Here is a 21,465-nt window from a genome sequence, read left to right as displayed (position 1 = left end):
CCATGTGCGGAATCGCCGGAGAATTCGTCTGGGGCGAGCGACGCGCGAACGCGGATGCGGTCGCGCGCATGCTGCCCTGTCTGGAACGCCGCGGCCCGGATGCCGATGGCCTGTGGGCCTCGGGCCGGGTGGCGCTGGGACACCGGCGGCTGTCCATCCTGGACCTGTCGCAGCGGGCGCACCAGCCGATGTTCGACCCCGAAACCGGGTTGTCGCTGGTGTTCAACGGGGCGATCTACAATTTCCGCGCGTTGCGCAGCGAGCTCGAGGGGCGCGGTCACCGCTTCTTCTCCAGCGGTGATACGGAGGTGATCCTGCGCGGGTATGCCGAATGGGGCGAGGGCGTGGTGGCGCGGCTGCACGGCATGTTCGCCTTCGCACTGTTCGACGGGGAACACCAGCGCCTGCTGCTGGCGCGCGACCGCATGGGCATCAAGCCCCTGTACCTTGCGCGCACCGGTGACGGGATCCGTTTTGCCTCCAATACCGCGGCCCTGCTGGCCGGCGGCGGTGTGGACACCGAGCTGGATCCCGAGGGCCTGCACATGCTGTTCTCGCTGCATGCCGTGGTGCCGGCGCCGCGCACGGTGTTGCGGGGGGTGCGCAAGCTGGAACCCGGTCATTACATCACCATCGATGCGCACGGCCAGGAGCGCCAGCAGTGCTACTGGCAACTGAACGCCCGACGTCCTGCGGAGGCGGTGAGTGACGCCGAATGGCAGGAACGCATCGAGGCGGGCCTGCGCCGCGCGGTGCGCCGCCGACTGGAGGTGGCGGATGTACCGGTGGGGGTGCTGCTGTCGGGCGGCCTGGATTCCAGCCTGCTGGTGGCGCTGGCCATGGAAGAGGGTGCGCAGGATCTGCGCACCTTTACCGTGGGGTTCGAGGATCAGCCCGAGGAAAAGGGCTCCGAGTTCGAGTATTCCGATCCGGTGGCGGAGCGTTACGCCACCGATCACCAGGCCACGCTGATCCCCAACGACCAGGTGCTCGCACGGCTGCCGGAGGCCGTGGAGGCCATGGCCGAACCGATGTTCGGGCAGGACGCGGTCGCATTCTACCTGCTGTCCGAACAGGTCTCGCAGCACGTGAAGGTGGTGCAGTCGGGCCAGGGGGCGGACGAGGTCTTCGGCGGCTATTTCTGGTACCCGCAGATGGCGGAGGATCGCCACGGCGACTGGGTGGAACGCTTCCGCCGGCACTATTTCGATCGCGACCACCCCGAGATGGCCGAGATGCTGCGCCATCCGCCGCCGAATGACGTGACCGGGGAGTGGCTGCGCGAACAGTTCCATCGTCTGGAGTCCGACCGCGCGGACTCGTTCATTGATGCGGTGCTGGCGCTGGACGTGACCACGCTGATCGTCGACGACCCGGTCAAGCGGGTGGACAACATGACCATGGCCTTCGGTCTGGAGGCGCGGGTGCCGTTCCTGGACCACGAACTGGTGGAGACCGCCGCGGCGATGCCGCCGCATCTGAAGCTGGGCGACGGCGGCAAGGACGTGCTGCGGCGCATCGCCCGCGGCCGTCTGCCGGACGCGGTGCTGGACCGACCCAAGGGCTACTTCCCGGTGCCGGCGCTGAAATACGTGCGCGGGGATTTCCTCGACTTCATGCGCGACATCCTCAACTCGCGTGCGGCGCGCGAGCGCGGGCTGTATCAGCCGGCCTACATCGACCAACTGCTGGACGCCCCGGACCAGTATTTCACCCGCATCCAGGGCTCCAAGCTGTGGCACGCGGCACTGCTGGAGTACTGGCTGCAGGTCCACGTGGATGGCTGAATGCCGTGCCGGAGCGGTCAGGGGATCGGTCAGGGGGCTGACCTCCTACGCGTCTCAGATTTCCTTCAGGCGCGGCATCAGCATGGTCAGGTTGCAGGGCATGGTGCGGTCGTCGAGCTGGGCGCGGATCAGCTGGTCCCAGGCCGTCCGGCAGGCCCCGGTGGAGCCCGGCAGCACGAACACGTAAGTGCCGTTGGCTACGCCTGACAGGGCCCGCGACTGCAGGCTGGAGGTGCCGATCTCTTCGTACGACAGCGCGCGGAACAGTTCGCCGAAGCCATCAATGGTCTTGTCCAGCAGCACCGACACCGCCTCGGGGGTGCCGTCGCGGCCGGTGATACCCGTTCCACCGGTGGTGAGGATGGCGTCGATCCGCGGATCGGCGATCCAGCGCGAGACTACCGCGCGCAGGGCGTAGATGTCGTCCGGCTGCAGGTCGCGCTCGGCCAGTTGATGGCCGGCGGCTTCCAGGCGTTGGACCAGGGCATCGCCGGAGCGATCCTCGGCCGCCGAACGGCTGTCGGAGACCGTGAGGACGGCGATATTCAGCGGTGTGGTGACGGCGTCACCGGTTTCGGGCGCATTGGGGCTCATGGCGGGTTCCCGTTGGTGTATCGTGGGCGCCCATCATAAACAGTGGCAGGAGCCGATGCAGGAACGGGTACAGAAGGTCCTCGCGGCGCGCGGTCTGGGATCGCGGCGCGAGATCGAGGGCTGGATCGAACGCGGCGAGGTGCAGATCAACCAGAGCACCGCCGGACTGGGCGATCGCGTGGGGCCGGATGACGTGATCCGGGTGCGCGGCCGCGTGGTCACGCGACCGGAATATCCGCACCGCTGGATCGCCTATCACAAGCCGGTCGGCGAGATCTGTTCGCGCTCCGATCCGGAGGGCCGGCGGCCGGTGTTTGCCAGCCTGCCGAAGCTCAAGGGCCAGCGCTGGGTGGCGGTGGGCCGCCTGGACCTCAATACCTCCGGGCTGCTGCTGTTCACCACCGACGGCGAACTGGCCAATGCGCTGATGCATCCGGGCGGCGCCATGGAGCGCGAATACGCGGTGCGTGTGCTGGGCCAGGTGCCGGAGGAGACGCAGCGCATGCTGCTGGAGGGCGTGGAGCTGGAGGACGGACCGGCCCGATTTGATGCCCTGGAGGCCGGGGGTGGCGATGGCGCCAACCAGTGGTATCACGTGATCGTGACCGAGGGCCGCAATCGGCTGGTGCGGCGGCTGTGGGATGCGGTCGGGGTGACGGTCAGCCGCCTGATCCGGGTGCGCTACGGGCCGGTGGTGCTGGGGCGCGGGCTGAAATCGGGCGCTGCGCGTGACCTCGAGGTGGGCGAAGTGGCCGCGCTGTATCGCGAGGCGGGGCTGAATGTGCCGGAGAACCTGCAGCCGCCGCAGAAACGTCGCGGCACACGGCCGAAAAAGAAGAAGGGCGGGGCAGCCGGGGGTCGCGACAAGGGCGAGGGCTGGAGTTCGTCACGTCCGGGTGCCGGGGCGAAGACCGCCAAATCCGGCAAGCCCGGCAAGCCCGGCGCGCGCCAGGGCAGGGGAGCGCGCGGCGGACGCGGCCGGCCGGGGCGCTGAATCATGACCGACGGGGTTGACACCGCGGCGCCGGACTGTCGCACGGTGCTGGAACGGCTGCATGCGCATTATGGCCCGTTGCACTGGTGGCCCGCCGAGACCGCGTTCGAGGTCATGGTCGGGGCGGTGCTGACGCAGAACACGGCCTGGAGCAACGTGGAGCGCGCGCTTGCGGCCCTGCGCGAGGCGGATGCGCTGACGCCGGCAGGGATGGCGGCCCTGGAGCCGGAGGAACTGGCCGAGCGGATCCGCCCGTCGGGGTATTACAACGTCAAGGCCGGGCGCCTGCGGCACCTGCTGGCGTTCCTCGAGCGGACGGGCGGGATCGAGGCGCTGTCTGCGCTGGAGACCGGAGCACTGCGCGAGGCCTTGCTGGAGGTGAAGGGCATCGGTCCGGAAACGGCCGATGACATCGTGCTGTACGCCTTCCACCGTCCGGTGTTCGTCGTGGATGCCTACACCCGGCGCCTGTTCGAACGCCTCGGGCGACCGCATGCGCGGGACGGCTACGAGACGCTGCGGGCCTCGGTGGAGGCCGAGCTGGGTGCGGATACCGTGGCGTTCAACGAATTCCATGCGCTGATCGTGGAGCACGGCAAACAGCGCTGTCGGCCACGGCCGCTGTGCGACGGCTGCCCGCTGGGGGATCGCTGTTACGGGGTTGTCACGGGCTGATGCGCCACGCGAAGTGGCACCGGCGGGTGCGGCTCAGAGGGCGTCATCCAGCCGCTGCAGGTGCCGGTACAGGCTGCGCTCGCTGAGTCCCAGACGCGCCGCCAGTGAGCGCCGGTCGCCCCGGTGTACGGTGGCCGCGTAACGCAGGTATTCGCGTTCCACTTCCTCCAGCGGGCGGATCTCGCCGTCGGCCAGCGCGCGCGGCGGCGGCAGGTCGCGATCGTCCACGCCTTCGGTCACCTCGGTGCCCAGGTGTTCCGCGCGGATCTCCTCGCCGTCGCTGAGCAGCGCGGCGCGTTCCAGGATATTGCGCAGCTCGCGGATGTTGCCGGGGAAGGGATAGCGTTCCAGCACCTCGCGCGCCCCCGGACTGAGATACGGGCGGGCCGGCAGTTCGAGACGCTCGAACAGGGCCTGGGAAAGGATCGGGATGTCCGCCTTGCGTTCGCGCAGCGGCGGTACGCGAATGGGAAAGGTGCTCAGCCGGTAATAGAGGTCCTCGCGAAACTCCCCTTCGCGGACCAGCTGGCGGAGATCACGGTGCGAGGCACACACCAGGCGGAAATCGGCGCGCCGCGGTTCGGTGCTGCCCACCCGCCGGAAGGTCCGGGTCTCCAGCAGGCGCAGCAGCTTGACCTGCAGCCCGTGGGGTACGTCGCCGATCTCGTCGAGGAACAGTGTGCCACCGGCGGCGGACTCCACCAGCCCGGCCTTGGCATGGGTGGCCCCGGTGAAGGCGCCGCGTTCATGGCCGAAGAGTTCGCTTTCGAACAGGGTCTCGGTCAGGCCGGAGCATTCCACCGGCACGAACGGGCCTTCCGCGCGGCGGCTCTGGTCGTGCACGGCACGGGCCACCAGCTCCTTGCCGGTGCCCGACTCGCCCTGCAGAAGCACCGATGCCTCGCTGGGCGCGACCCGGCTGACCAGCCCCAGCATCTCGTTGAAGGCGGCGGACTGTCCGACCAGCCCCTGTTCCCCGGCCTGCGGAGACGAGACCGGCAGATGGTGCAGGACCTCGATCAGGTAGCGCAGCTTGCCGTCGGAACCGTGGATCGGGAACATCTCGACGTCCACGTGTTCCTTGCCGCGAGCCGTGTGGTGGACGTGCAGCGTGCGGTTGGGCTTGCCGGTGGCCAGGGTGTCACGCAGAGGGCAGGTCTCGCCTGCTTCATCACAGGGCCGGCGGAAGTCGTGCGAGGCTTCGTAGCAGCGTTGCCCGTTGCCCCCGGCATCTACCTCGTACAGATGCCGATAGGCCTGATTGGCGCCCAGGATGTCGTAGTCCGGCGACAGCAGGATGGCGGGCTCCTGAAACACGTCGAGGATGTTGACCACCTCGTCGCGGTCCAGGCCGCGTGTCCATTGAGGCACGGATTCTGTGGGCAACTTTTCGTTCACGATGCTGACGGCTCCGGTGTCCGGGAATGGGTCCCTGCGTGTGGCAGTATCTCCCGTGTTCCCGGTTGGAGTCATGTTCCCGCATCGTGTTGCGGTGCTCCGCAAACAAAAAACGCCACGAACCCGAAGGTTCGTGGCGCCTCGTGTCCGCCCCGCAGCGGGCGGTTGCCTGCGAGCCGGGTCCGGAGAGAGAGAGAAAGACCCGGTCGCAAACCCTGAACGGTCAGGCAGCGGCGCTAGTGGTAACCCGCGTCCGCCGTGACCTTGCCGCGGAAGACCCAGTAGGTCCACGCGGTATAGCCGAGAATGATCGGGATGATGAACAGCGCCCCGATCAGGATGAAGAGCTGCGCATCCGGGGAGGATGCGGCGTCCCAGAAGGTGTAGTCCGGCGGAACCACGTACGGCCACTTGCTCACGATCAGCCCCAGGAAGGTGAAGATGAACAGGGCGATCGTGGACACGAAGGGCAGCCCCTCGTGGCGCCGGCGCACCGAGCGCAGGATCTGCCAGGCCGCCAGCAGCGCCAGGGCCGGAAGGACCCACAGGATCTCGAAGGTGCCCATCCAGCGTTCCATGACCTTGGCATCGATGAACGGCGTGATCGCACTGACCAGCCCGAACACCACCAGCACGGCACCCAGCAGCCACGGGGTCACGCGGTAGGCAAAGGCCTGGGTTTCACCCTCGGTCTTGAGGATCATCCAGGTCGCGCCCAGCAGGGCGTAGCCCGCCATCAGACCCAGACCGGTGAGCACCGTGAACGGGGTCAGCCAGTCCAGCGCGGTGCCGGCGTAGTTCAGCCCGTCCATCTGGAAGCCCTGGATATAGGCCCCGACGACCGCCCCCTGGGCGAAGGCCGCGACCATCGAGCCGATCGCGAAGGAGGCGTTCCAGCCGCGCCGGGATTTCGCCGAACTCGCCTTGAAGCGGAACTCGAAGGCCACGCCGCGGAAGATCAGCCCCGCCAGCATCAGGAACACCCCGATGTACAGCGCCGGCAGGAACACCGAGTAGACCAGCGGGAAGGCCGCCAGCAGGCCGGCCCCCCCGAGGATCAGCCAGGTCTCGTTGCCGTCCCAGACCGGGGCGACCGTGTTCATCATGATGTCGCGCGACTGCTCGCCGGGGGCGAAGGGGAAGAGGATCCCCACGCCCAGGTCAAACCCGTCCATCAGGACGTAGCCGACCAGTCCGACGGCGATGATCACGACCCATACCAGTGTGATATCGACCATGGTTTCAGCTCCTTGCGTCAGCGGCAGGGTTGTCGTTGAACGGCGTATCGGCCGCCGACAGCGGGCGCTTGGCGTGCTGCGGCTCCTGCACCGGGTGGTCCGGCTCCGGACCCTTGCGCACGATGCGCACGATGTAATAGACGCCGGCGGTGAAGACCACGGCATACACCGCGATGTAACCCAGCAGACTGAACAGCGCCATGCCGCCGGTCAGCGACGGCGTGAGGCCGGTCGCGTGGTCCATGATTTCGTACACCAGCCAGGGCGCACGGCCCGTTTCGGTCACGAACCAGCCGGCCAGCACCGCGACGAACGGCGTCGGGATCATCCAGGTGAGGCCCTTGAGGAAACGCTCCGAGCCGAACAGGTCACCACGGAAGCGCAGCCAGGCACTCCACAGGGCGAACCCGATCATCACGAAGCCGATGGCCAGCATGATGCGGAACGACCAGAAGGTGATGCCGACCGGGGGACGTTCCTCCGCGGGCACTTCCTTCAGCCCGGGCACCTCGCCGTCCAGCTCGTGGGTCAGCACCAGCGAAGCCATGTTGGGCAGGCCGATCTCGAAGTGGTTGGTCTCGTTGGCCGAATCCGGGATGGCGAACAGCAGGAACGGGGCCCCGCGTTCGGTCTCCCAGACCCCTTCCATTGCCGCCACCTTGGTCGGCTGGTGCTCGAAGGTGTTGAGGCCGTGGATGTCACCCACCACCAGCTGCGCCGGGGCGGCGAACAGCAGGATCCACATGGTGGTCCCCAGCGCCTTGCGGTTCATCTCGACGTGCTTGTTGCGCAGCAGGTAGTAGGCGGAGACCCCCGCCACCACGAAGCCGGCGGTCAGCAGCGAGGCCAGACCCATGTGGAAGAAACGCGGCCAGAAGCTGGGGTTGAAGATCGCCTCCATCCACGAGGTGACCTGGAACACGCCGTCAACCAGTTCGAGGCCGGCCGGGGTCTGCATCCAGCTGTTGGCCACCAGGATCCAGAACGAGGAGATGAAGGTACCCAGCGCCACCATCAGCGCGGCGAACACATGCACGCCCTGCGGGACACGGTCACGCCCGAACAGCAGTACGCCGAGGAATGCCGCCTCCAGGAAGAATGCGGTGATCACCTCGTAGGACAGCACCGGCCCGAGGAAATTGGCCGTGGCATAGGAGAACACGCTCCAGTTTGTGCCGAACTGGAAGGACATCACGATCCCGGAGACCACCCCCATGCCGAACACGACCGCGAAGATCTTGATCCAGAACTTCGAGATCCGGGTGTACAGGGCGTCGCCGGTCTGCCAGGCCCGGAATTCCAGGAAGGCGATGAACGAGGCGAGCCCGATGGTGAATACCGGGAACAGTGCGTGAAATGACACGACGAATGCGAACTGCAGTCGTGACAGGAGTAAGGGGTCAAGCTCCATGGCATTGCCTCCGTGAACGATTGAGAGAGGACGCGCTGTGCGTTCCGCCCGGATGACAATCAAGTTGCGTGCCAGTTCTCGCTTTGGGGTGCGTGTTCGCGCTGCGACGCGGTTTGCGGCTGCACCCCGCGGGGAACAGGGAATCCCCGGGGTGTTGTGCATGCCGCACATGACAGTCTGGAACATTGAAGTGACACTGGCGGCAGACAAAGCGTCCGCAACAGGCTGACCGAGGCGCGCGCGATGCAGGTTTGGCGGGGTTTGTGATGCTGGCACGAAATCTGTATGCCAGAAGGGTTGAAACGCGGCGCCATCGGCGACCGCTCCGAAAAAAGACGCCCCGCGGGATGACGGGGTCGCGAGGAGGCATACACATGACAGATCGCAATAAGGCAGGTTCGTCAAAGGCACCGCTGGTATTGCGGGACGGACTTTCGCGGCGGGATTTCCTGAAACTGACCGGCGGGCTGACTGCGGCGGCAGCCGTAGGGTCTGCGCCGGCGGCGGCGCAGGCCGGTGTGCAGACCCGCGCGCGGATCGTTGTGCTGGGCGGCGGCGCCGCCGGGCTGACCGTGGCGGCGCGGTTGCGCGACCTGCTGGACGGGGCGCGCATCACCGTGGTGGAACCGAGCGAGACCCATCACTACCAGCCCGGCTGGACCCTGGTCGCGGCCGGGACCTATTCGGTCAGCGACGTGACCGCGCGCAACGAGCATTACATCCCGCGCGGCGTCGACTGGAAGAAGGACTACGTGGCCGCGGTGGATCCGGAGAGCCAGGTGGTCGAGACCGCCGGCGGGGATCGTCTGGATTACGATTTCTTGGTCGTGGCCACCGGGATCCATCTGGATTACGAGGCGATCGAAGGCCTGGAGCGCGCGGATATCGGGCAGAACGGCCTGACCAGTATCTATGCCGGTCCCGAGCAGGCGCGGCATGCCTACGAGCAGACGCAGCGCCTGGGCGAGCAGGGCGGGGTGGCCCGCTTCAATATCCCGAATACGCCGATCAAGTGTGCCGGGGCGCCGATCAAGGCGACCCTGATCGCCGAGGACCTGCTGCGCAAGGCGGGACAGCGGGATCGCGTGGAATTCCACTATCATGCCCCGGAAGGCGCGCTGTTCAGCGTCGAACGTTTTGACGGGATGGTGCGCGACATCTATGGCGAGCGCGGAGTCGGGATCGAATCCGGGTCCGTGCTGCAGGGCGTGGAGCCCGAGCTGCGCCGTGCGACCTTCGTGGATGGCGACGGCAATCGCGAGACGGTGGACTACGACTACCTGCACGTGGTGCCGCCCATGCGCGCCCACGACTGGGTGCGCGAGGCCGGTCTGGCGGTGGAAGACGGCAGTCTGGCGGAAGGCGGCTGGCTGGCCGTGGACGACCAGACCCTGCAGCATGCCCGCTACCCGAACGTGTTCGGCGCCGGCGACGTGGTGGACACGGCGATTGGCAAGACGGCCTCCACGGTCCGGGCCCACGGGTCGGTGACCCCGGACAACCTGGTGTCGGTGCTGCAGGATCGCGAACCGCAACAGCGTTTCGACGGCTACACCTCCTGCCCGCTGATCACCGAGGTCGGCAAGGCGGCCCTGGTCGAGTTTGACTACACCCTGGAAGAGGTCCCGACCTTCGGCTTCATCGATCAGGGACAGCCAAGCTGGATGTGGTGGCGACTGAAGGTGCACATGATCAAGCCGCTGTACTACAACATGCTGCGGGGGCGTTACCTCCGCTGATCGCGGGCAGCGCGCGCCCGGGGGCGGGGATGCGTTAGGGTAGGCGCATTCGCGAACCCCCGGGAGCGGCGTGGCACCCGATATTCTGTTCTATGGCGATCCCCATGGCCTCTTCGATCCCCTGATCGAGGCGGTGGCCCGCCATCGTCCACGGGCGGTGATTCTGCTGGGGGACATGGAGCTGCGCGAACAGTCGCTGGATACCGTACTGGCGCCGTTGCGCGAAGCCGTGGCGGCGGGCGCCACGATGCCGGAGATCTACTGGATCCCCGGCAATCACGAGAGTGATACCGATGCGGCCTGGGCGCATGTGTTCGGCAGTTCCTATGTGGCGGGCAATTTGCACGCGCGTGTCGCGGAAGTGGCCGGCCGGCCGGTAGCGGGTCTCGGCGGGGTGTTCCGTGGACGCGTCTGGTACCCGCGGGGCCCGCGCTGCAAGGCGCCGGTCTTCTTCACCCGAAACGAACATGTGGCGCAGCTCCCGGAACGCGATCGCTGGCAGGGCGCCGGGGATCGCGAGCCGGGCCTGCCCCGGCGCCATCGCACCTCCATCTATCCCGAAGACATCGAACGCCTGCGCGGGCTGCGGGCCGATATCCTGATCACCCACGAGGCGCCGTCGCCGCATGCGAGCGGCTTCGACACCATCGACGGCCTGGCCGAGCTGCTGGGGGCCGTACTGATCGTTCACGGGCACCATCACCAGGACTACGAGGCATATACCCCGGACGGGGTGCGGGTGCGCGGTGTCGGGCGGGCCGGGGTGGTCGGCCTGTATCCGGACGGCCGGCTGGAGACCCTGACGCCCGGCACGGGGGGCCCTGACGCGTCCGGTCAGGAGCCCGCCGCTTCCGGGAGAGCGTCGTGAGTGCAGTGCGTCCGTGGTAATCTAACGATGGTGTTCGCCCGCCCGCTCCGGCTGAAACAGCACCTTGTCGATGCGCACGTGCATCACGCCCCCGCCCGGACGCGGCCACTCGATCTCCTCGCCTTCCGAGAGTCCGAGCAGGGCACTGCCCACCGGCGCCATGATCGACAGCGTCTGCCCGCTGTCATCCATGTCACGCGGGTAGACCAGGGTCATGGTGAATTCCTCCCCGGATTCCACCACCCGGAAGCGCACGCTGGAGTTCATGGTTACGACCGACGCCGGCATCTCGTGCGAGTCCACCACCCGCGCACGATCCAGTTCGGCTTCCAGCTCCGTTCTGCCGGGCCACTCCTCCGCGGACACGGATTCCAGCAACTGGTCCAGCCGCTCCATGTCGGTTGCCGAAACAACGATCTCGGGCTTGTCCACAACTCCACCTCTCGAGGCCGGTCAACGCCACTGCGGTGACCGGTAAAGCATGCAGGGAAAAGGCCGCCGGGAAGCCGACGGACACCACATACCGGGGACGCTGGCGGCCCGGCGGGACACGCGGATGCGGTGCCTCTGACGACCGATTCTGGGGTCGAATGACGCAAAAGACAAACCCGGAAGCACGATGTGATCCGTATCAAGGCCACACGGCCGTCGAACTGCTACACAGGGGAAGACGTTCTGTACCCGGGAGCCCTTGCATGAATCTCCAGATGAACGAGCCATTACCCGGTTTCGACCGTCCCGTCGAGGTCCTGCGCGCCTGCCATCGACGCCTCAGGGGCTGCCTGGAGACGCTCGAACGCTTGCATGCGCACGTCCCGGAACACGGCGCGGATGCCGAGGCCCAGGCTGCGGCCCAGCGGCTGCTGAAATATTTCCATGCCTCCGCGCCGCATCATCACGCCGACGAGGACGAGGACCTGTTCCCGCGGCTCAGGAGCCTGGGCGATCAGCCCGACTGCCATCCCCAGCTGCCCGACTGGCTGGACCGTCTTACCGCGGAGCACGAAACGCTGGAAAATGGCTGGTCCCGCCTGGAGCCGGACCTGCTCGACATCGCCGAAGGACGCGATGCCCCGCTGGAGGGGGCCGCGGAATGGATCGAACAATACCGCCGCCATCTGTCCCTCGAGGACGAGGCCGTGCTGCCCCTGGCCGAACACCTGCTGGACGCCGATCAGTGCCGCGCCATCGGCGAAGCCATGGCTCGCCGGCGCGACCTGGACCCCGAATCCCATGACTGATTTCACCCTGGACCTGCGCGGACTGGGCGACCACGCCCATACCCGCGCCTACTACACCCTGCGCGAACTCGGCCCCGGCCAGACCTTCGACGTACTGGTAGAGGAAGAGCCCGAACTGCTGATGGCCGCCGTCGCGCAGCAGCTGCGCCACGCCATCCACTGGGAAACCGTAAAAGCCGGGCCACCGCTGTGGACCCTGCGCGTGCGCCGGCGCGACGACACCGAACCCGTCGACCTGGTCGACCTCCTCACTCGTGACCACCTGCGCATCGACCGCCTGTTCGCCAGCGCCCTTCACCGGGTCAATGCCGGCGATGCCGAGGGTGCCGCTCCGGCATTCCACGCCTATGTGGCCGGACTGCGACGCCACGTTCACGTGGAGAATGAACTGATCGTTCCGCTGCTTGATCTGCCGCGCCATCCGGGCGGAGACGACCCGACGTCCATCATGCTGCGCGAACATGACGAACTGCTGGATCAGACCGCGATGCTGGAACACGAATTCTCCGAGGGGGTCGACGAACCCGGGGTCATCGCGCCCTTCTTCGCCCTGATCTCGGGCGGACTGGCCAAGCACGAAGGGCGCGAGGAACAGAACCTGTTCCCGCACTGGAGCCGGCGCCTGAAGGAACAACCCGACGTATCCCGCGAGCTCTTCGACAAGGCCCGACACATGCTCGTCGTCCCCGGCGACGAATCCGAAGATGCCGCCGACTCCGGCGGGCCGCAGAACCCGCCGGAGTCGGGGAAGGGTTAAAGAAAGGTTGGTTTAACCCGCTCCCGTTCCGGAGGGGTCAGGCACGGCATTCAATTTCGATGTCACGCCGGCGAGCCATGGCTTCGCCGATGGCGCGGCACTGATCGGCGTCCAGCAGGTGCTCGGCCAGGGGCAGCACGGCCTGTTCCTTGAGGCTCAGGTGCCGGCGATAGCGGGCGACCCATTCCGGGGCTCCCGCGAGGGAAGCCGGGCGGCCTTCGGCGATGTCCAGCAGGTCCGGCTCCAGCCGGGCCCAGCCCCTTTCGAGGGCCTCGTGATCCGCGGTCAGGCTGTCCAGCCAGGCGGGGAGCTGGGGGTGAGACGCCGGATGGTCGCCCAGGCGCTTGAGCCTCGGGAACAGGTCCTCGTACTCGTCGGCATGATGGTGCGGAGCGGCCGAATAAAAATAATGCAGCAGGCGCTGGGCGGCGGCCTGGGCCGTGGCATCCGCTCCGTGTTCCGGGACGTGCGCATGCAGGTGTTCCAGCCGCTCCAGACAGGCCAGCAGGCGGCGGTGACAGGTACGCAGGACCTCCAGAGGACGGTTAAACCCGGGGAAGGGTTCGTTGATCATCAGATCCATGGGTTTACCTCAGCGTGCTGATTCCGGGTTTGCGGACGGGGGGTCGGGCATGAATATCCAGCCAGGCCCTTCGAGGAGGGGGCCAGGCCGGCCGCCGGCACCATCTGGACGCGGGCGGCGAACGGGATGGTCCCGGCATAGCCGAGCATGAGCGTGAAAGGTTTTTTCATAATGCATGCCTCGTCGTGTGTCCCTGTGCGGGGTGGGTTCGGGATATTTCCTGGGCAGGGGCAGGGCCGATGATCACGACTCGCTTCCCCGTGCCGGGACGAGAATGCATTTGTGTCGGTGTGGGTTCTGTTCGGTGCCGCACACAAGGAGCGGGTCTTACCCCCAGTACCCCTGGCGAAACCAGCCCCCATTGCGCAGGCAGCGAAACAGCCAGATCCAGCGGCCGCGGACATCGCGGGTCAGGGCATAGTCGCGGCGTCGGTCGTTCTCCCGGTCCCACCAGCCGTTTTCCAGCCGCCCCAGTGGCTGGGTGTCGCCGCTTCGGGGTGCCGGCACCGGCTCCGGGGCATGCACCCACAGGGCCGTACCGCAAGCTTGCTGCGCGGGGCTGGGGGGATGTGTGGCGGTGTCCGGCCCCGGCCGCATGGCGGCGAACACGGGTTCCTGCGCATCTTCCGGGGCCGGGGTGCCGCGGTTGACCAGGCGTCCGACCTGTTGCGCCCCCAGACGCGCGCGCAGGCGTGCGAGCACGGCGGGCAGGTGCCCGGGGTGGCCGGCGCCGTGCCCGGCATCGTCGTGGTCCCCGGCGGGGTCTCCGGTCAGTAGCCCGTCATCGGTGGCGGGCGGCTCGAGCAGTTCGGCCGAGTGCAGGCGCAGGCCGATAACCGGGGCCTGCAGGGTCTCGCGCTCCAGCCGCGTCTGCCACAGGCTCAGCCAGTCCGCCGCACGGATGCCCGGCTGCCCGCGCTCCAGATTCAGGCGGGTGGTGTCCTCCCGATGCTGCAGATCCAGCTGCATGCCCTGCAGGCTCAGGGCCCGGCCGCGCAGTTGCTGCTCGGCCTGCTGCAGCAGGCGCCGCAAGGGGAAGACCAGGGCCGTACTCGCACGGATCTCGTGATCCAGACGCAGGGTGAGTTCCAGGGTCGCCGGCGGGACGAAACGCGGCAGGGTTTCGCAGGCATCGCCCAGCAGACGGTCGATGGTCTGCAGCAGGTCCGGCCCGTGGCGCCGGGCCAGCTCCGCACGGGGCAGGCGCAGCAGCTCGCCGAACACCCGCAGCCCGGTGGCCTGCAGGGCCTCGCGGGTGGTTGCGGGCAGAGGCAGGGTGCCCAGCGGGAAGCGAGCCAGGCTGCGACGCAGGGCATCACGGTCCTCGGGAATCTCCGGGTGCCGGTGCGTGGCGAACAGGCGGGCGGCGGCCGGACTGCGGGCCATGCCGGTACGAGGCTGGAAACCCAGTTCGCGCAGCAAGGCCTCCACGCGCTGGCGCAGGGCCGGCAGCCCGCCGAACAGGCGCCGGCTGCGCCCGGCTTCGAGCAGGATGCGCTGTGCTCCGGGTTCGGGATGCACATGGTCGCTGAACTGCAGCAGGGCGGCGGCCAGCTGCTGGACCTCGCGTTCACGGGCCGGCGGGTCGTCCTCGATCAGTTCCGGGGCGTCCAGCAGGGCCAGGGCATCGCCCAGGGGCATGCCCGGGCGGGCGCCGGCGCGGCGCGCGGCACGGTTGGCGGCATGCACCCGGGGTCGTTCCCCGCGTTCCACGATCAGCAGGGGATGCTGCGCGAGACGGGCGGCATCCGCGCGGCGGCGGGCCTGGAGGTCCAGGGCCAGATGCGGGAGCTGGATGGCCAGCCAGCACTCCGGGGCCCCCGGCGCGGCGTTCGGGGACGGGGCGGGTGCAGAATCGCGGGGCAGCTCCGGGAGCCCCGGAAGCAGCTGCAGGGCGGGGCCCGAAGGGCCGCGGTCGTGGGCGGGCGCCGGTTGCGACGGGTGCGCGTCCGGGATCACGGGGCGTCCTCCGCGGGGGGCGGGTGTGCAACGGAGATATCCAGCGGCCGACCGCGTCGGTACTGTGCGCCGTTGCCTTTGAGAAAGTGCAGGCGCAGGCCCCGGCCATGGGGCTGCCACTGCAGGCGCTGATGCGCTGGCGAGGGCTGTTCGGCCGCCTGCGGCGGACGGTAGAGCACGGCACAGGCGCGGCTTTCGCCGGCCGCCAGGCGCAGACGCCGCAGTCGTGCGGTCTCCGCGGGACCGTGGATCCAGATCAGCAACACGCCAAAGGCCGGGTCGCGCAGGCACTGTTCCGCACTCCACAGGCGTTCGCCGTCCTGGTCGGCCCGCACCAGCAGGACCCGCTCCGGGGGAATGCCCAGCTGCTGCCAGCCGGGCAGCCAGGGGGTGGCCGGCGGGCCGATCAGGGCGATCCACAGCCGCGCGCGCGCGCAGGCGGCGAGCATCGGGACCAGCAGGCGGGTCTCGCCGCTGCCGAAGGGCGCGCCCAGCAGTTCCACCAGCTGGCCGCGTGGCCAGCCGCCGCCCAGGGCCGTTTCCAGTTCGGGTGTCCCCGCCGGCCAGACCGCGTCGCCACTGGCGGGGGCGCCCTGGCGGCCGCGCCACAGGGCCGGGTGCTCCAGCAGCGAGTCCAGGGCGCGGGTCATTCGCCTTCCAGATTTCGCAGTACCCCTACGCCGATCCCCTCGATCGCGAGTTCGCGGCGTTCGGGGTCGATCTCGATGGGGGCGAAGTCCGGGTTTTCGGGCAGCAGGCGGATCCGCGAACCATCGTGGTGGAAGCGCTTGACCGTGACCTCGTCCTCGATGCGCGCGACCACGATCTGGCCCTCCCGGGCCTCCGGGGTGCGGCGCACGGCCAGCAGGTCGCCGTCGAGGATGCCGGCATCACGCATGCTTTCGCCGTGCACCCGCAGCAGGTAGTCGGGACGGGCCCGGAACAGTGCGTCGCCGAGTTGGTAGTGCCCCTCGATGTGTTCGGTGGCCAGCAGCGGCGAGCCGGCCGCAACCCGGCCGATCAGGGGGATGCCCTCCGCCCCGGACGGCGTGGCGGGCGAGGGGCGCGTGTCGGGAGGCAGGCGGATCCCGCGGGCCGCCCCGCCCACCAGTTCGATCGCACCCTTGCGCGCCAGGGCCTTGAGGTGGCATTCCGCCGCATGGGGCGAGCGGAAACCGAAGGCCGTGGCGATCTCGTTGCGCGTGGGCGCGGTGCCCTGGGTGGTGACCACCTCGGTGATGTAGTCGAGGATGGCCTGCTGGCGCGGGGTGAGCGACGGGACGGACGACACGGGGGCGGCTCCGGATACTGTTCATAATTACAGTAACCGGAGGGCGCCCGGGTCGGCAAGCGGTCAGTCGGGGTCCGCTGCGGCCCCGTCCTCGTCTGCTGCGTGCCCGGTGTAGAAGCGCCGGGCGTCGTCGAACAGCTCGGCGTTGGTGTCGGCACGCATGTACAGCATGTGCCCGCCGGGATAGCGGCCGGTGACGATGCGCTCGTCGTCGCCCGGGTCCGCGGCATGCGCGATCTGCCCCAGCAGCCATTCGGTGGCGAAATAGGGGGTGATCAGGTCGGCCTCGCCGTGCACGCTGAAGATGCGAAAGCGGGGATCCAGTGCCAGCGCGGTGGCCAGGTCGTCCATCGCCGAGGCCGGGCCGGTCCGCTGCGAGCTGTCCCAGTCCCAGGCACCGAAGACTTCGCGGCTGAGCAGGCGATACTGATGCCCGTGTGACCAGTCCAGGGTGTTGCGCAGGTGGTCCAGCATGGCGGTGGACAGCGGGGCCACCAGACCGTCGAGGATGGCATCGGCCCGCGGTCGCGCGCGGGTCGGGACCGGATCGGGCGAATCGAGCCCGCCATCGTACAGGCTGACCAGCCGGCCCTCGTCCCGCAGCAGGCCACGCTGCGCCATGTTCAGGGTGACGCGGCCGCCGGTCGCGCGCAGGTGGTCGCGGTCGATCCCGGTGAATCGGGCCACTTCATCGATCCAGTCCGCGTCGATCCGGTCCGGATGCAGCAGGCCTTCGAGATAGTCCCCCAGCGCGAATGCCTCCGCCTGCTCGAGGCTCGGCGGGTCATCGCCCAGGCGGTCATGCGCGCGTGCCGAGGCGGTCAGCGCCGGCAGCATCAGTGCGTGCGGGAGCGGGCGGCCGGTGCCGCCCTCGAGCATGCCGAAATCCAGCGCGGGGGAGACCAGCACCGTGCCCGAGACGCTGATGCCGGAGTTGCGCATCAGCCGCGCCGGCAGGGCACCGGCGCGATAGCCGCCATAGCTTTCCCCGCCGAGGTACACCGGGTCGCCGCGCCGTCCGTGGTCGTCCAGCCAGCGTTCCAGGGTTTCTTCCAGGGCGGCCAGGTCGCCCTCCGGCTCGAAGAAATCTTCGGGATCGCCGGCCTCCATCACCCGGCTGAAGCCGGTGCCCGGCGGATCCACGAAGACCAGGTCGGTAAATGCCAGCCAGGTCTTCGGGTTGTCCACCAGGCGCGGCGGGGTGGTGGCCGAGAGGCCACGCTCGTCGGTCTCCAGCACCCGCGGGCCAAGCCCGCCGACGTTGAGATAGGCGGAGGCCGCCCCCGGGCCGCCGTTGAACAGGAAGGTCACCGGGCGGTCGGTGTCTTCATCCTCCACCGTGTAGGCCACGCTGAAGACCCGTGCCTCGGGGTGTTCGCGATCCTCGCCCAGCGGGGTGTAGCCGACCGTCGCGCGGTATTCAAGCCGTTCGCCATCCACCGTTTCCAGCGAATGCATGGTGGTCACCGGCTCGGGAATGACCGCCGGCAGTTCCTCGCGGTTGTCTTCTTCGCCCGGGGCCGGGGCGGCAAGCAGCAGCAGGGCCAGACCCAGGGCACCGGGGCCGCCATGTCGCCGCATCAGCAAACCGCCGTCTCCTCGGTATCGGGGCAGTCGTGCTGCACCACGCGGTCTTCTTCCAGCCAGTGCTTGATGCCGTCGGTGACGTTATGGACGTCCCCGTACCCCAGACCGTCGGCCAGCGCGCGGGCCAGTACGCCGGTGCGGCTGCCGGTGCGGCAGATCAGGACTACGGTGTCATCCGGGTCTACCGCATCGGTGAACGCCTGACCGAATTGCGGAATGAACTGGCCGCGTTCGTCGAAGGCGGTCATGCGCAGACTTCCTTTCACCACCCCCGTCTCGGCCCATTCGTCGGGGCGGCGGATGTCGATGATCGTGACGTCGTCGCGTTCGAGCATCCCGGCCAGCTCGTTATTGTTCAGGCCGCCGAAGGGCGCCCGCTCCACTTCCAGGATCTCCACTTCGAAGCGCAGAGTGGCGTTCGGCGGGATCACGTCACCGGCGCCGCGTGACCCGTAGCCCAGTTCCGGCGGGATGATGATCTCGCGCTTCCCGCCCTCGCGCATGCCTTCCAGGCCCTTCTCCCAGCCCGGAATGACCTCGCCGGCGCCCAGGGTCAGGGTAAACGGCTGGCCGCGGTCGCGACTGGAGTCGAAGGGTTCGCCCTGGTCCTCGCCATCCTCGTACACCCAGCCGGTGTAATGTACGGTCACGGTGTCATGACGCACGACCTCGGGGCCTTCGCCTTTTTCGAGGTCGCGGATCTGGACGTTTTCCGCCAGCGCGGTGGCGGGCAGGATCAGAGTGATGAAAATTGCAAACAACCAGGCCTTCATGAGCCCTCCGGAACCAGTTGGCAGGAGGAATAACCTACCAGACCGGGCCCGGTGAGTGCGCGCATGAATCCGTGTCTCTTCAACCCTGACGCCGCTGCTCCCAGAATTGTCGGGAGAGATTCTGCAGACCGGCCGCCAGTTCGCTGACGGAACGGGCGGCACCATGGCTGTCCCCGGCGCGCGTGGCCGTCGTGTCGGCCGCACTGCGAATGGTTTCCACGCCGCGGTTAATCTCGCCTCCGGCGGTCCCTTGTTCTTCCACGGCGGCGGCGATCTGATTGCTCATGTCGCGTATGCGCGCGATCCCTTCGGTGATATGAGTCAGGGATTCGGCGGCTCGGCGGGCCTGGTCGACACTCGCACGGGCCTGTTCATGGCTCTGGTTCATGACTTCCGAGGCGGCCCGGGCCCGGTCCTGAAGCCTTTCGATCATCGCCTGGATTTCGGAGGTGGAGTTCTGGGTTCGGCTGGCGAGGGTGCGGACCTCGTCGGCGACCACGGCGAACCCGCGACCCTGTTCGCCGGCGCGGGCGGCCTCGATGGCCGCATTCAGGGCGAGCAGGTTGGTCTGCTCCGCGATACCCCGGATGACGTCCAGAACGCTGCTGATTTTCTCGCTTTCTTCCCCCAGTTCGCTCATGACCGCGGCTCCGCGCGCAACTTCTTCACCCAGGGTTTCGATCGAGCGGGTACTTTTCTGGACGATTTCCTGGCCTTCGCGGGCCTCGGAATCGGTCTGATCGGCGGCGTCCGCGGTGCTCTGTGCGCTGCGGGCAACGTCCTGCACACTGTTGACCATCTGGTTGGTCGCACTGGCGACCTCCTCGGTCTCCTGCTGCTGCCGGTCGCAGGCGGAGCGGCTTTCATTGACCGCGGCCGTCAGGCCTTCGGCGGTCTCGCCGAGCTGTTCCGCCGCGTCGCCCATGCGGCCGACCACCGCGCCGGCTTCGGCTTCCAGCATCCGCATGGCGAATTCCAGTTCCCCGGCTTCGTCCATGCGGCCGGTATAGATGTACTGGCTGATCGGGTTGCCGGTGAGTCGGCGCGCCCGGGCGACCGCGTTGCATAACGGAGAAAGACCGTTCCACGCCAGTCCGCCACCCACCACCAGTCCCGAAGCGGCGATCACTGCGGCACTGGGGGCTGTCAGGCCGGTAAAGGCGGCGGCCACGCCCAGCCCGGCCGCCAGCCCGCCGGCGATGGAAGCAAGGGCCCGGGTCTTGATGCCCATCCGGGGCAGGCGCAGGGCCAGTGGCGTGCGCTCCTGCATCAGATCGGCATAGACGCGTTCGGCCGCTTCTACGTGTTCGCGCCGGGGTTTGGTGCGTACGGACTGGTATTCAACCACTTGACCATCCCGCATGACCGGAGTGACATAGGCGCTGACCCAGTAGTGGTCCCCGTTCTTGCAGCGGTTCTTCACCATGCCCATCCACGAGCGTCCGCTCTTGATGGTGTTCCAGAGATCGGCGAAGGCGGCCGGCGGCATGTCCGGGTGGCGGATGACGTTGTGGTTCTTGCCAATCAGCTCTTCGTGCTCGAAACCGCTGATCCGGAGGAAATCCGGGTTCACGTAGGTGATGGCGCCCTTGAGGTTGGTAGTGGAAAGAATATTGGCGCTCTCGGGGTAGTCCACCTCACGTTGGGTGACCGGAAGATTCTTCTTCATGTTTCCCCCTCGGGAAAGGCCGTGTTGCCGGGTCTCTTGCAGGCTTACGGCGGCTGCGGGCGGAACTGAAGCTAAATCCCTTTTGTTAACGCTGTCAATTGATTTTTCGGGGTCAGCGAAGAAGGCGGCGACGGATGCGGTAGCTGGCCAGGCTGATGGCCACGGCGCCGTAGCCGGTGATGACGGCAAGATGGGGCAGCCACTGCACTGGCCAGCTGCCGGTCATCAAGGGTCGGACCAGCTCGATTACGTGGGCCAGTGGCAGCATCCAGGCCAGGGTCTGCACCCAGTCGGGCAATTGTTCCAGCGGGAAGAATACTCCAGAGAGCAGCAGCATGGGCGTGACCGCCAGGGTGAAATAGTAGAGGAAGAAATCGTAGCTGCGCGCCAGCGAGGTGACGACCAGCGCCAGCGCCCCGAAGGTAAAGGCGGCGAGGAAGATCACCGGCAGTGCGAGCAGGGCGCGCGCGTCGGTCACCAGGCCCAGCAGGCTGGCGACGATCAGCACGGTGATGGCGCTGACCAGGCCCTTGGTGGCCGCCCAGATCGCCTCGCCGAAGACGATGTCGTCCAGGGTCAGCGGGGTCGCCAGCATGCCGAGCCAGGTGTTCTGTTCTGCCATGCGCGTATAGGCCGAGTACATGCCCTCGAAGCTGGCGGTCATCATCGCGCTGGAGGCGACGATGCCGGAGGCGATGAACACCATGTAGCGCATGCCGTCGACCTCGCCCACCATGGCGCCAAAGCCGACCCCGAACGCGAGCAGGTAGAGGATCGGTTCGCCGAAATTGCCGACCACCGCCGGCAGCATCAGTTTGCGCCACACCCGCAGATTGCGGCGCCACACCGTGAACAGGCGCGGGCCGGGGCGGGGCAGCAGGGGGTGGGTGCGCTGGCGCAT

The 21,465-nt window shown here is 68.0% G+C and carries 20 protein-coding genes; 7 read left to right on the top strand and 13 right to left on the bottom strand.

Annotation, left to right across the window (positions count from 1 at the left end; translation table 11 throughout):
- Window positions 1-2: 2 nt before the first annotated feature.
- Window positions 3-1,787 (top strand): N-acetylglutaminylglutamine amidotransferase, encoded by a 1,785-nt coding sequence (locus D577_RS0102895; RefSeq protein ID WP_018946084.1) that lies wholly within the window; start codon window positions 3-5, stop codon window positions 1,785-1,787.
- A 54-nt stretch (window positions 1,788-1,841) separates the two neighbouring features.
- On the opposite strand, the gene moaB is transcribed toward D577_RS0102895, so the two are convergent.
- Window positions 1,842-2,381: a molybdenum cofactor biosynthesis protein B gene (gene moaB / locus D577_RS0102890; protein ID WP_018946083.1), complete on the bottom strand. Its 540-nt coding sequence runs from the start codon at window positions 2,379-2,381 to the stop codon at window positions 1,842-1,844.
- Window positions 2,382-2,436: 55 nt separating this feature from the next.
- Between moaB and rluB the strand changes: the two genes are divergently transcribed.
- Window positions 2,437-3,375, top strand: coding sequence for a 23S rRNA pseudouridine(2605) synthase RluB (gene rluB, locus D577_RS0102885; RefSeq protein ID WP_018946082.1), 939 nt, complete (start codon window positions 2,437-2,439; stop codon window positions 3,373-3,375).
- A gap of 3 nt (window positions 3,376-3,378) precedes the next feature.
- On the top strand, window positions 3,379-4,050 hold the full coding sequence (locus D577_RS0102880) for an endonuclease III domain-containing protein (RefSeq protein ID WP_018946081.1): 672 nt from the start codon (window positions 3,379-3,381) through the stop codon (window positions 4,048-4,050).
- A gap of 33 nt (window positions 4,051-4,083) precedes the next feature.
- Here the strand turns inward: D577_RS0102880 and D577_RS0102875 are convergent, their stop codons facing one another.
- The 3 genes from D577_RS0102875 to D577_RS0102865 form a co-directional block, all read right to left on the bottom strand.
- Entirely contained in the window at window positions 4,084-5,448 is a 1,365-nt protein-coding gene (locus D577_RS0102875) for a sigma-54-dependent Fis family transcriptional regulator (RefSeq protein ID WP_026288874.1), read from the bottom strand.
- Window positions 5,449-5,684: 236 nt separating this feature from the next.
- On the bottom strand, window positions 5,685-6,686 hold the full coding sequence (gene cydB, locus D577_RS0102870; protein ID WP_018946079.1) for a cytochrome d ubiquinol oxidase subunit II: 1,002 nt from the start codon (window positions 6,684-6,686) through the stop codon (window positions 5,685-5,687).
- 4 nt (window positions 6,687-6,690) lie between these two features.
- Window positions 6,691-8,097, bottom strand: coding sequence for a cytochrome ubiquinol oxidase subunit I (locus D577_RS0102865; protein WP_018946078.1), 1,407 nt, complete (start codon window positions 8,095-8,097; stop codon window positions 6,691-6,693).
- A 374-nt stretch (window positions 8,098-8,471) separates the two neighbouring features.
- Between D577_RS0102865 and D577_RS0102860 the strand changes: the two genes are divergently transcribed.
- Window positions 8,472-9,836, top strand: coding sequence for an NAD(P)/FAD-dependent oxidoreductase (locus D577_RS0102860; protein WP_026288873.1), 1,365 nt, complete (start codon window positions 8,472-8,474; stop codon window positions 9,834-9,836).
- A 70-nt stretch (window positions 9,837-9,906) separates the two neighbouring features.
- On the top strand, window positions 9,907-10,704 hold the full coding sequence (locus D577_RS0102855) for a metallophosphoesterase (protein ID WP_018946076.1): 798 nt from the start codon (window positions 9,907-9,909) through the stop codon (window positions 10,702-10,704).
- A 21-nt stretch (window positions 10,705-10,725) separates the two neighbouring features.
- Here the strand turns inward: D577_RS0102855 and rnk are convergent, their stop codons facing one another.
- Entirely contained in the window at window positions 10,726-11,136 is a 411-nt protein-coding gene (rnk, locus tag D577_RS0102850; protein WP_018946075.1) for a nucleoside diphosphate kinase regulator, read from the bottom strand.
- A gap of 263 nt (window positions 11,137-11,399) precedes the next feature.
- Here rnk and D577_RS0102845 point away from each other — a divergent pair, with 263 nt between their 5' ends.
- Together D577_RS0102845 and D577_RS0102840 are read left to right on the top strand one after the other, a co-directional pair.
- Window positions 11,400-11,945 (top strand): hemerythrin domain-containing protein, encoded by a 546-nt coding sequence (locus tag D577_RS0102845; RefSeq protein ID WP_018946074.1) that lies wholly within the window; start codon window positions 11,400-11,402, stop codon window positions 11,943-11,945.
- Entirely contained in the window at window positions 11,938-12,702 is a 765-nt protein-coding gene (locus D577_RS0102840; protein ID WP_018946073.1) for a hemerythrin domain-containing protein, read from the top strand. Before D577_RS0102845 ends, D577_RS0102840 begins: the two co-directional genes overlap by 8 nt.
- A gap of 37 nt (window positions 12,703-12,739) precedes the next feature.
- Here D577_RS0102840 and D577_RS0102835 read toward each other — a convergent pair whose 3' ends face one another.
- The 8 genes from D577_RS0102835 to D577_RS0102800 all read right to left on the bottom strand — a co-directional run bounded on the left by D577_RS0102835 (window position 12,740) and on the right by D577_RS0102800 (window position 21,465).
- On the bottom strand, window positions 12,740-13,285 hold the full coding sequence (locus tag D577_RS0102835) for a hemerythrin domain-containing protein (RefSeq protein ID WP_018946072.1): 546 nt from the start codon (window positions 13,283-13,285) through the stop codon (window positions 12,740-12,742).
- A 327-nt stretch (window positions 13,286-13,612) separates the two neighbouring features.
- Window positions 13,613-15,088 carry a DNA polymerase Y family protein gene (locus D577_RS0102830; RefSeq protein WP_026288872.1) on the bottom strand — a complete coding sequence of 492 codons (1,476 nt, stop codon included), beginning with the start codon at window positions 15,086-15,088 and terminating at the stop codon, window positions 13,613-13,615.
- Window positions 15,089-15,240: 152 nt separating this feature from the next.
- A complete protein-coding gene (gene imuA, locus D577_RS0102825) occupies window positions 15,241-15,894 on the bottom strand; it encodes a translesion DNA synthesis-associated protein ImuA (RefSeq protein WP_018946070.1) in 654 nt (217 codons plus the stop codon).
- Window positions 15,891-16,535: a transcriptional repressor LexA gene (gene lexA / locus D577_RS0102820; RefSeq protein WP_018946069.1), complete on the bottom strand. Its 645-nt coding sequence runs from the start codon at window positions 16,533-16,535 to the stop codon at window positions 15,891-15,893. Before lexA ends, imuA begins: the two co-directional genes overlap by 4 nt.
- A 63-nt stretch (window positions 16,536-16,598) precedes the next feature.
- Complete coding sequence (locus D577_RS0102815; RefSeq protein WP_018946068.1) at window positions 16,599-18,116, bottom strand: S10 family peptidase; 1,518 nt, start codon at window positions 18,114-18,116, stop codon at window positions 16,599-16,601.
- Window positions 18,116-18,895, bottom strand: coding sequence for an FKBP-type peptidyl-prolyl cis-trans isomerase (locus tag D577_RS0102810; RefSeq protein WP_018946067.1), 780 nt, complete (start codon window positions 18,893-18,895; stop codon window positions 18,116-18,118). The genes D577_RS0102815 and D577_RS0102810 overlap by 1 nt, the downstream gene beginning before the upstream one ends.
- A gap of 79 nt (window positions 18,896-18,974) precedes the next feature.
- The gene (locus D577_RS0102805) at window positions 18,975-20,564 is read right to left on the bottom strand and encodes a PAS domain-containing methyl-accepting chemotaxis protein (RefSeq protein WP_018946066.1); all 1,590 of its coding nucleotides are present in this window, start codon (window positions 20,562-20,564) and stop codon (window positions 18,975-18,977) included.
- A 112-nt stretch (window positions 20,565-20,676) separates the two neighbouring features.
- Window positions 20,677-21,465 carry an ABC transporter permease gene (locus D577_RS0102800; protein WP_018946065.1) on the bottom strand — a complete coding sequence of 263 codons (789 nt, stop codon included), beginning with the start codon at window positions 21,463-21,465 and terminating at the stop codon, window positions 20,677-20,679.

It is taken from the genome of Thioalkalivibrio sp. AKL17, from assembly GCF_000377885.1.
GTDB lineage: Bacteria > Pseudomonadota > Gammaproteobacteria > Ectothiorhodospirales > Ectothiorhodospiraceae > Thioalkalivibrio > Thioalkalivibrio halophilus.
This window is presented reverse-complemented; position numbering and strand designations above follow the sequence as displayed.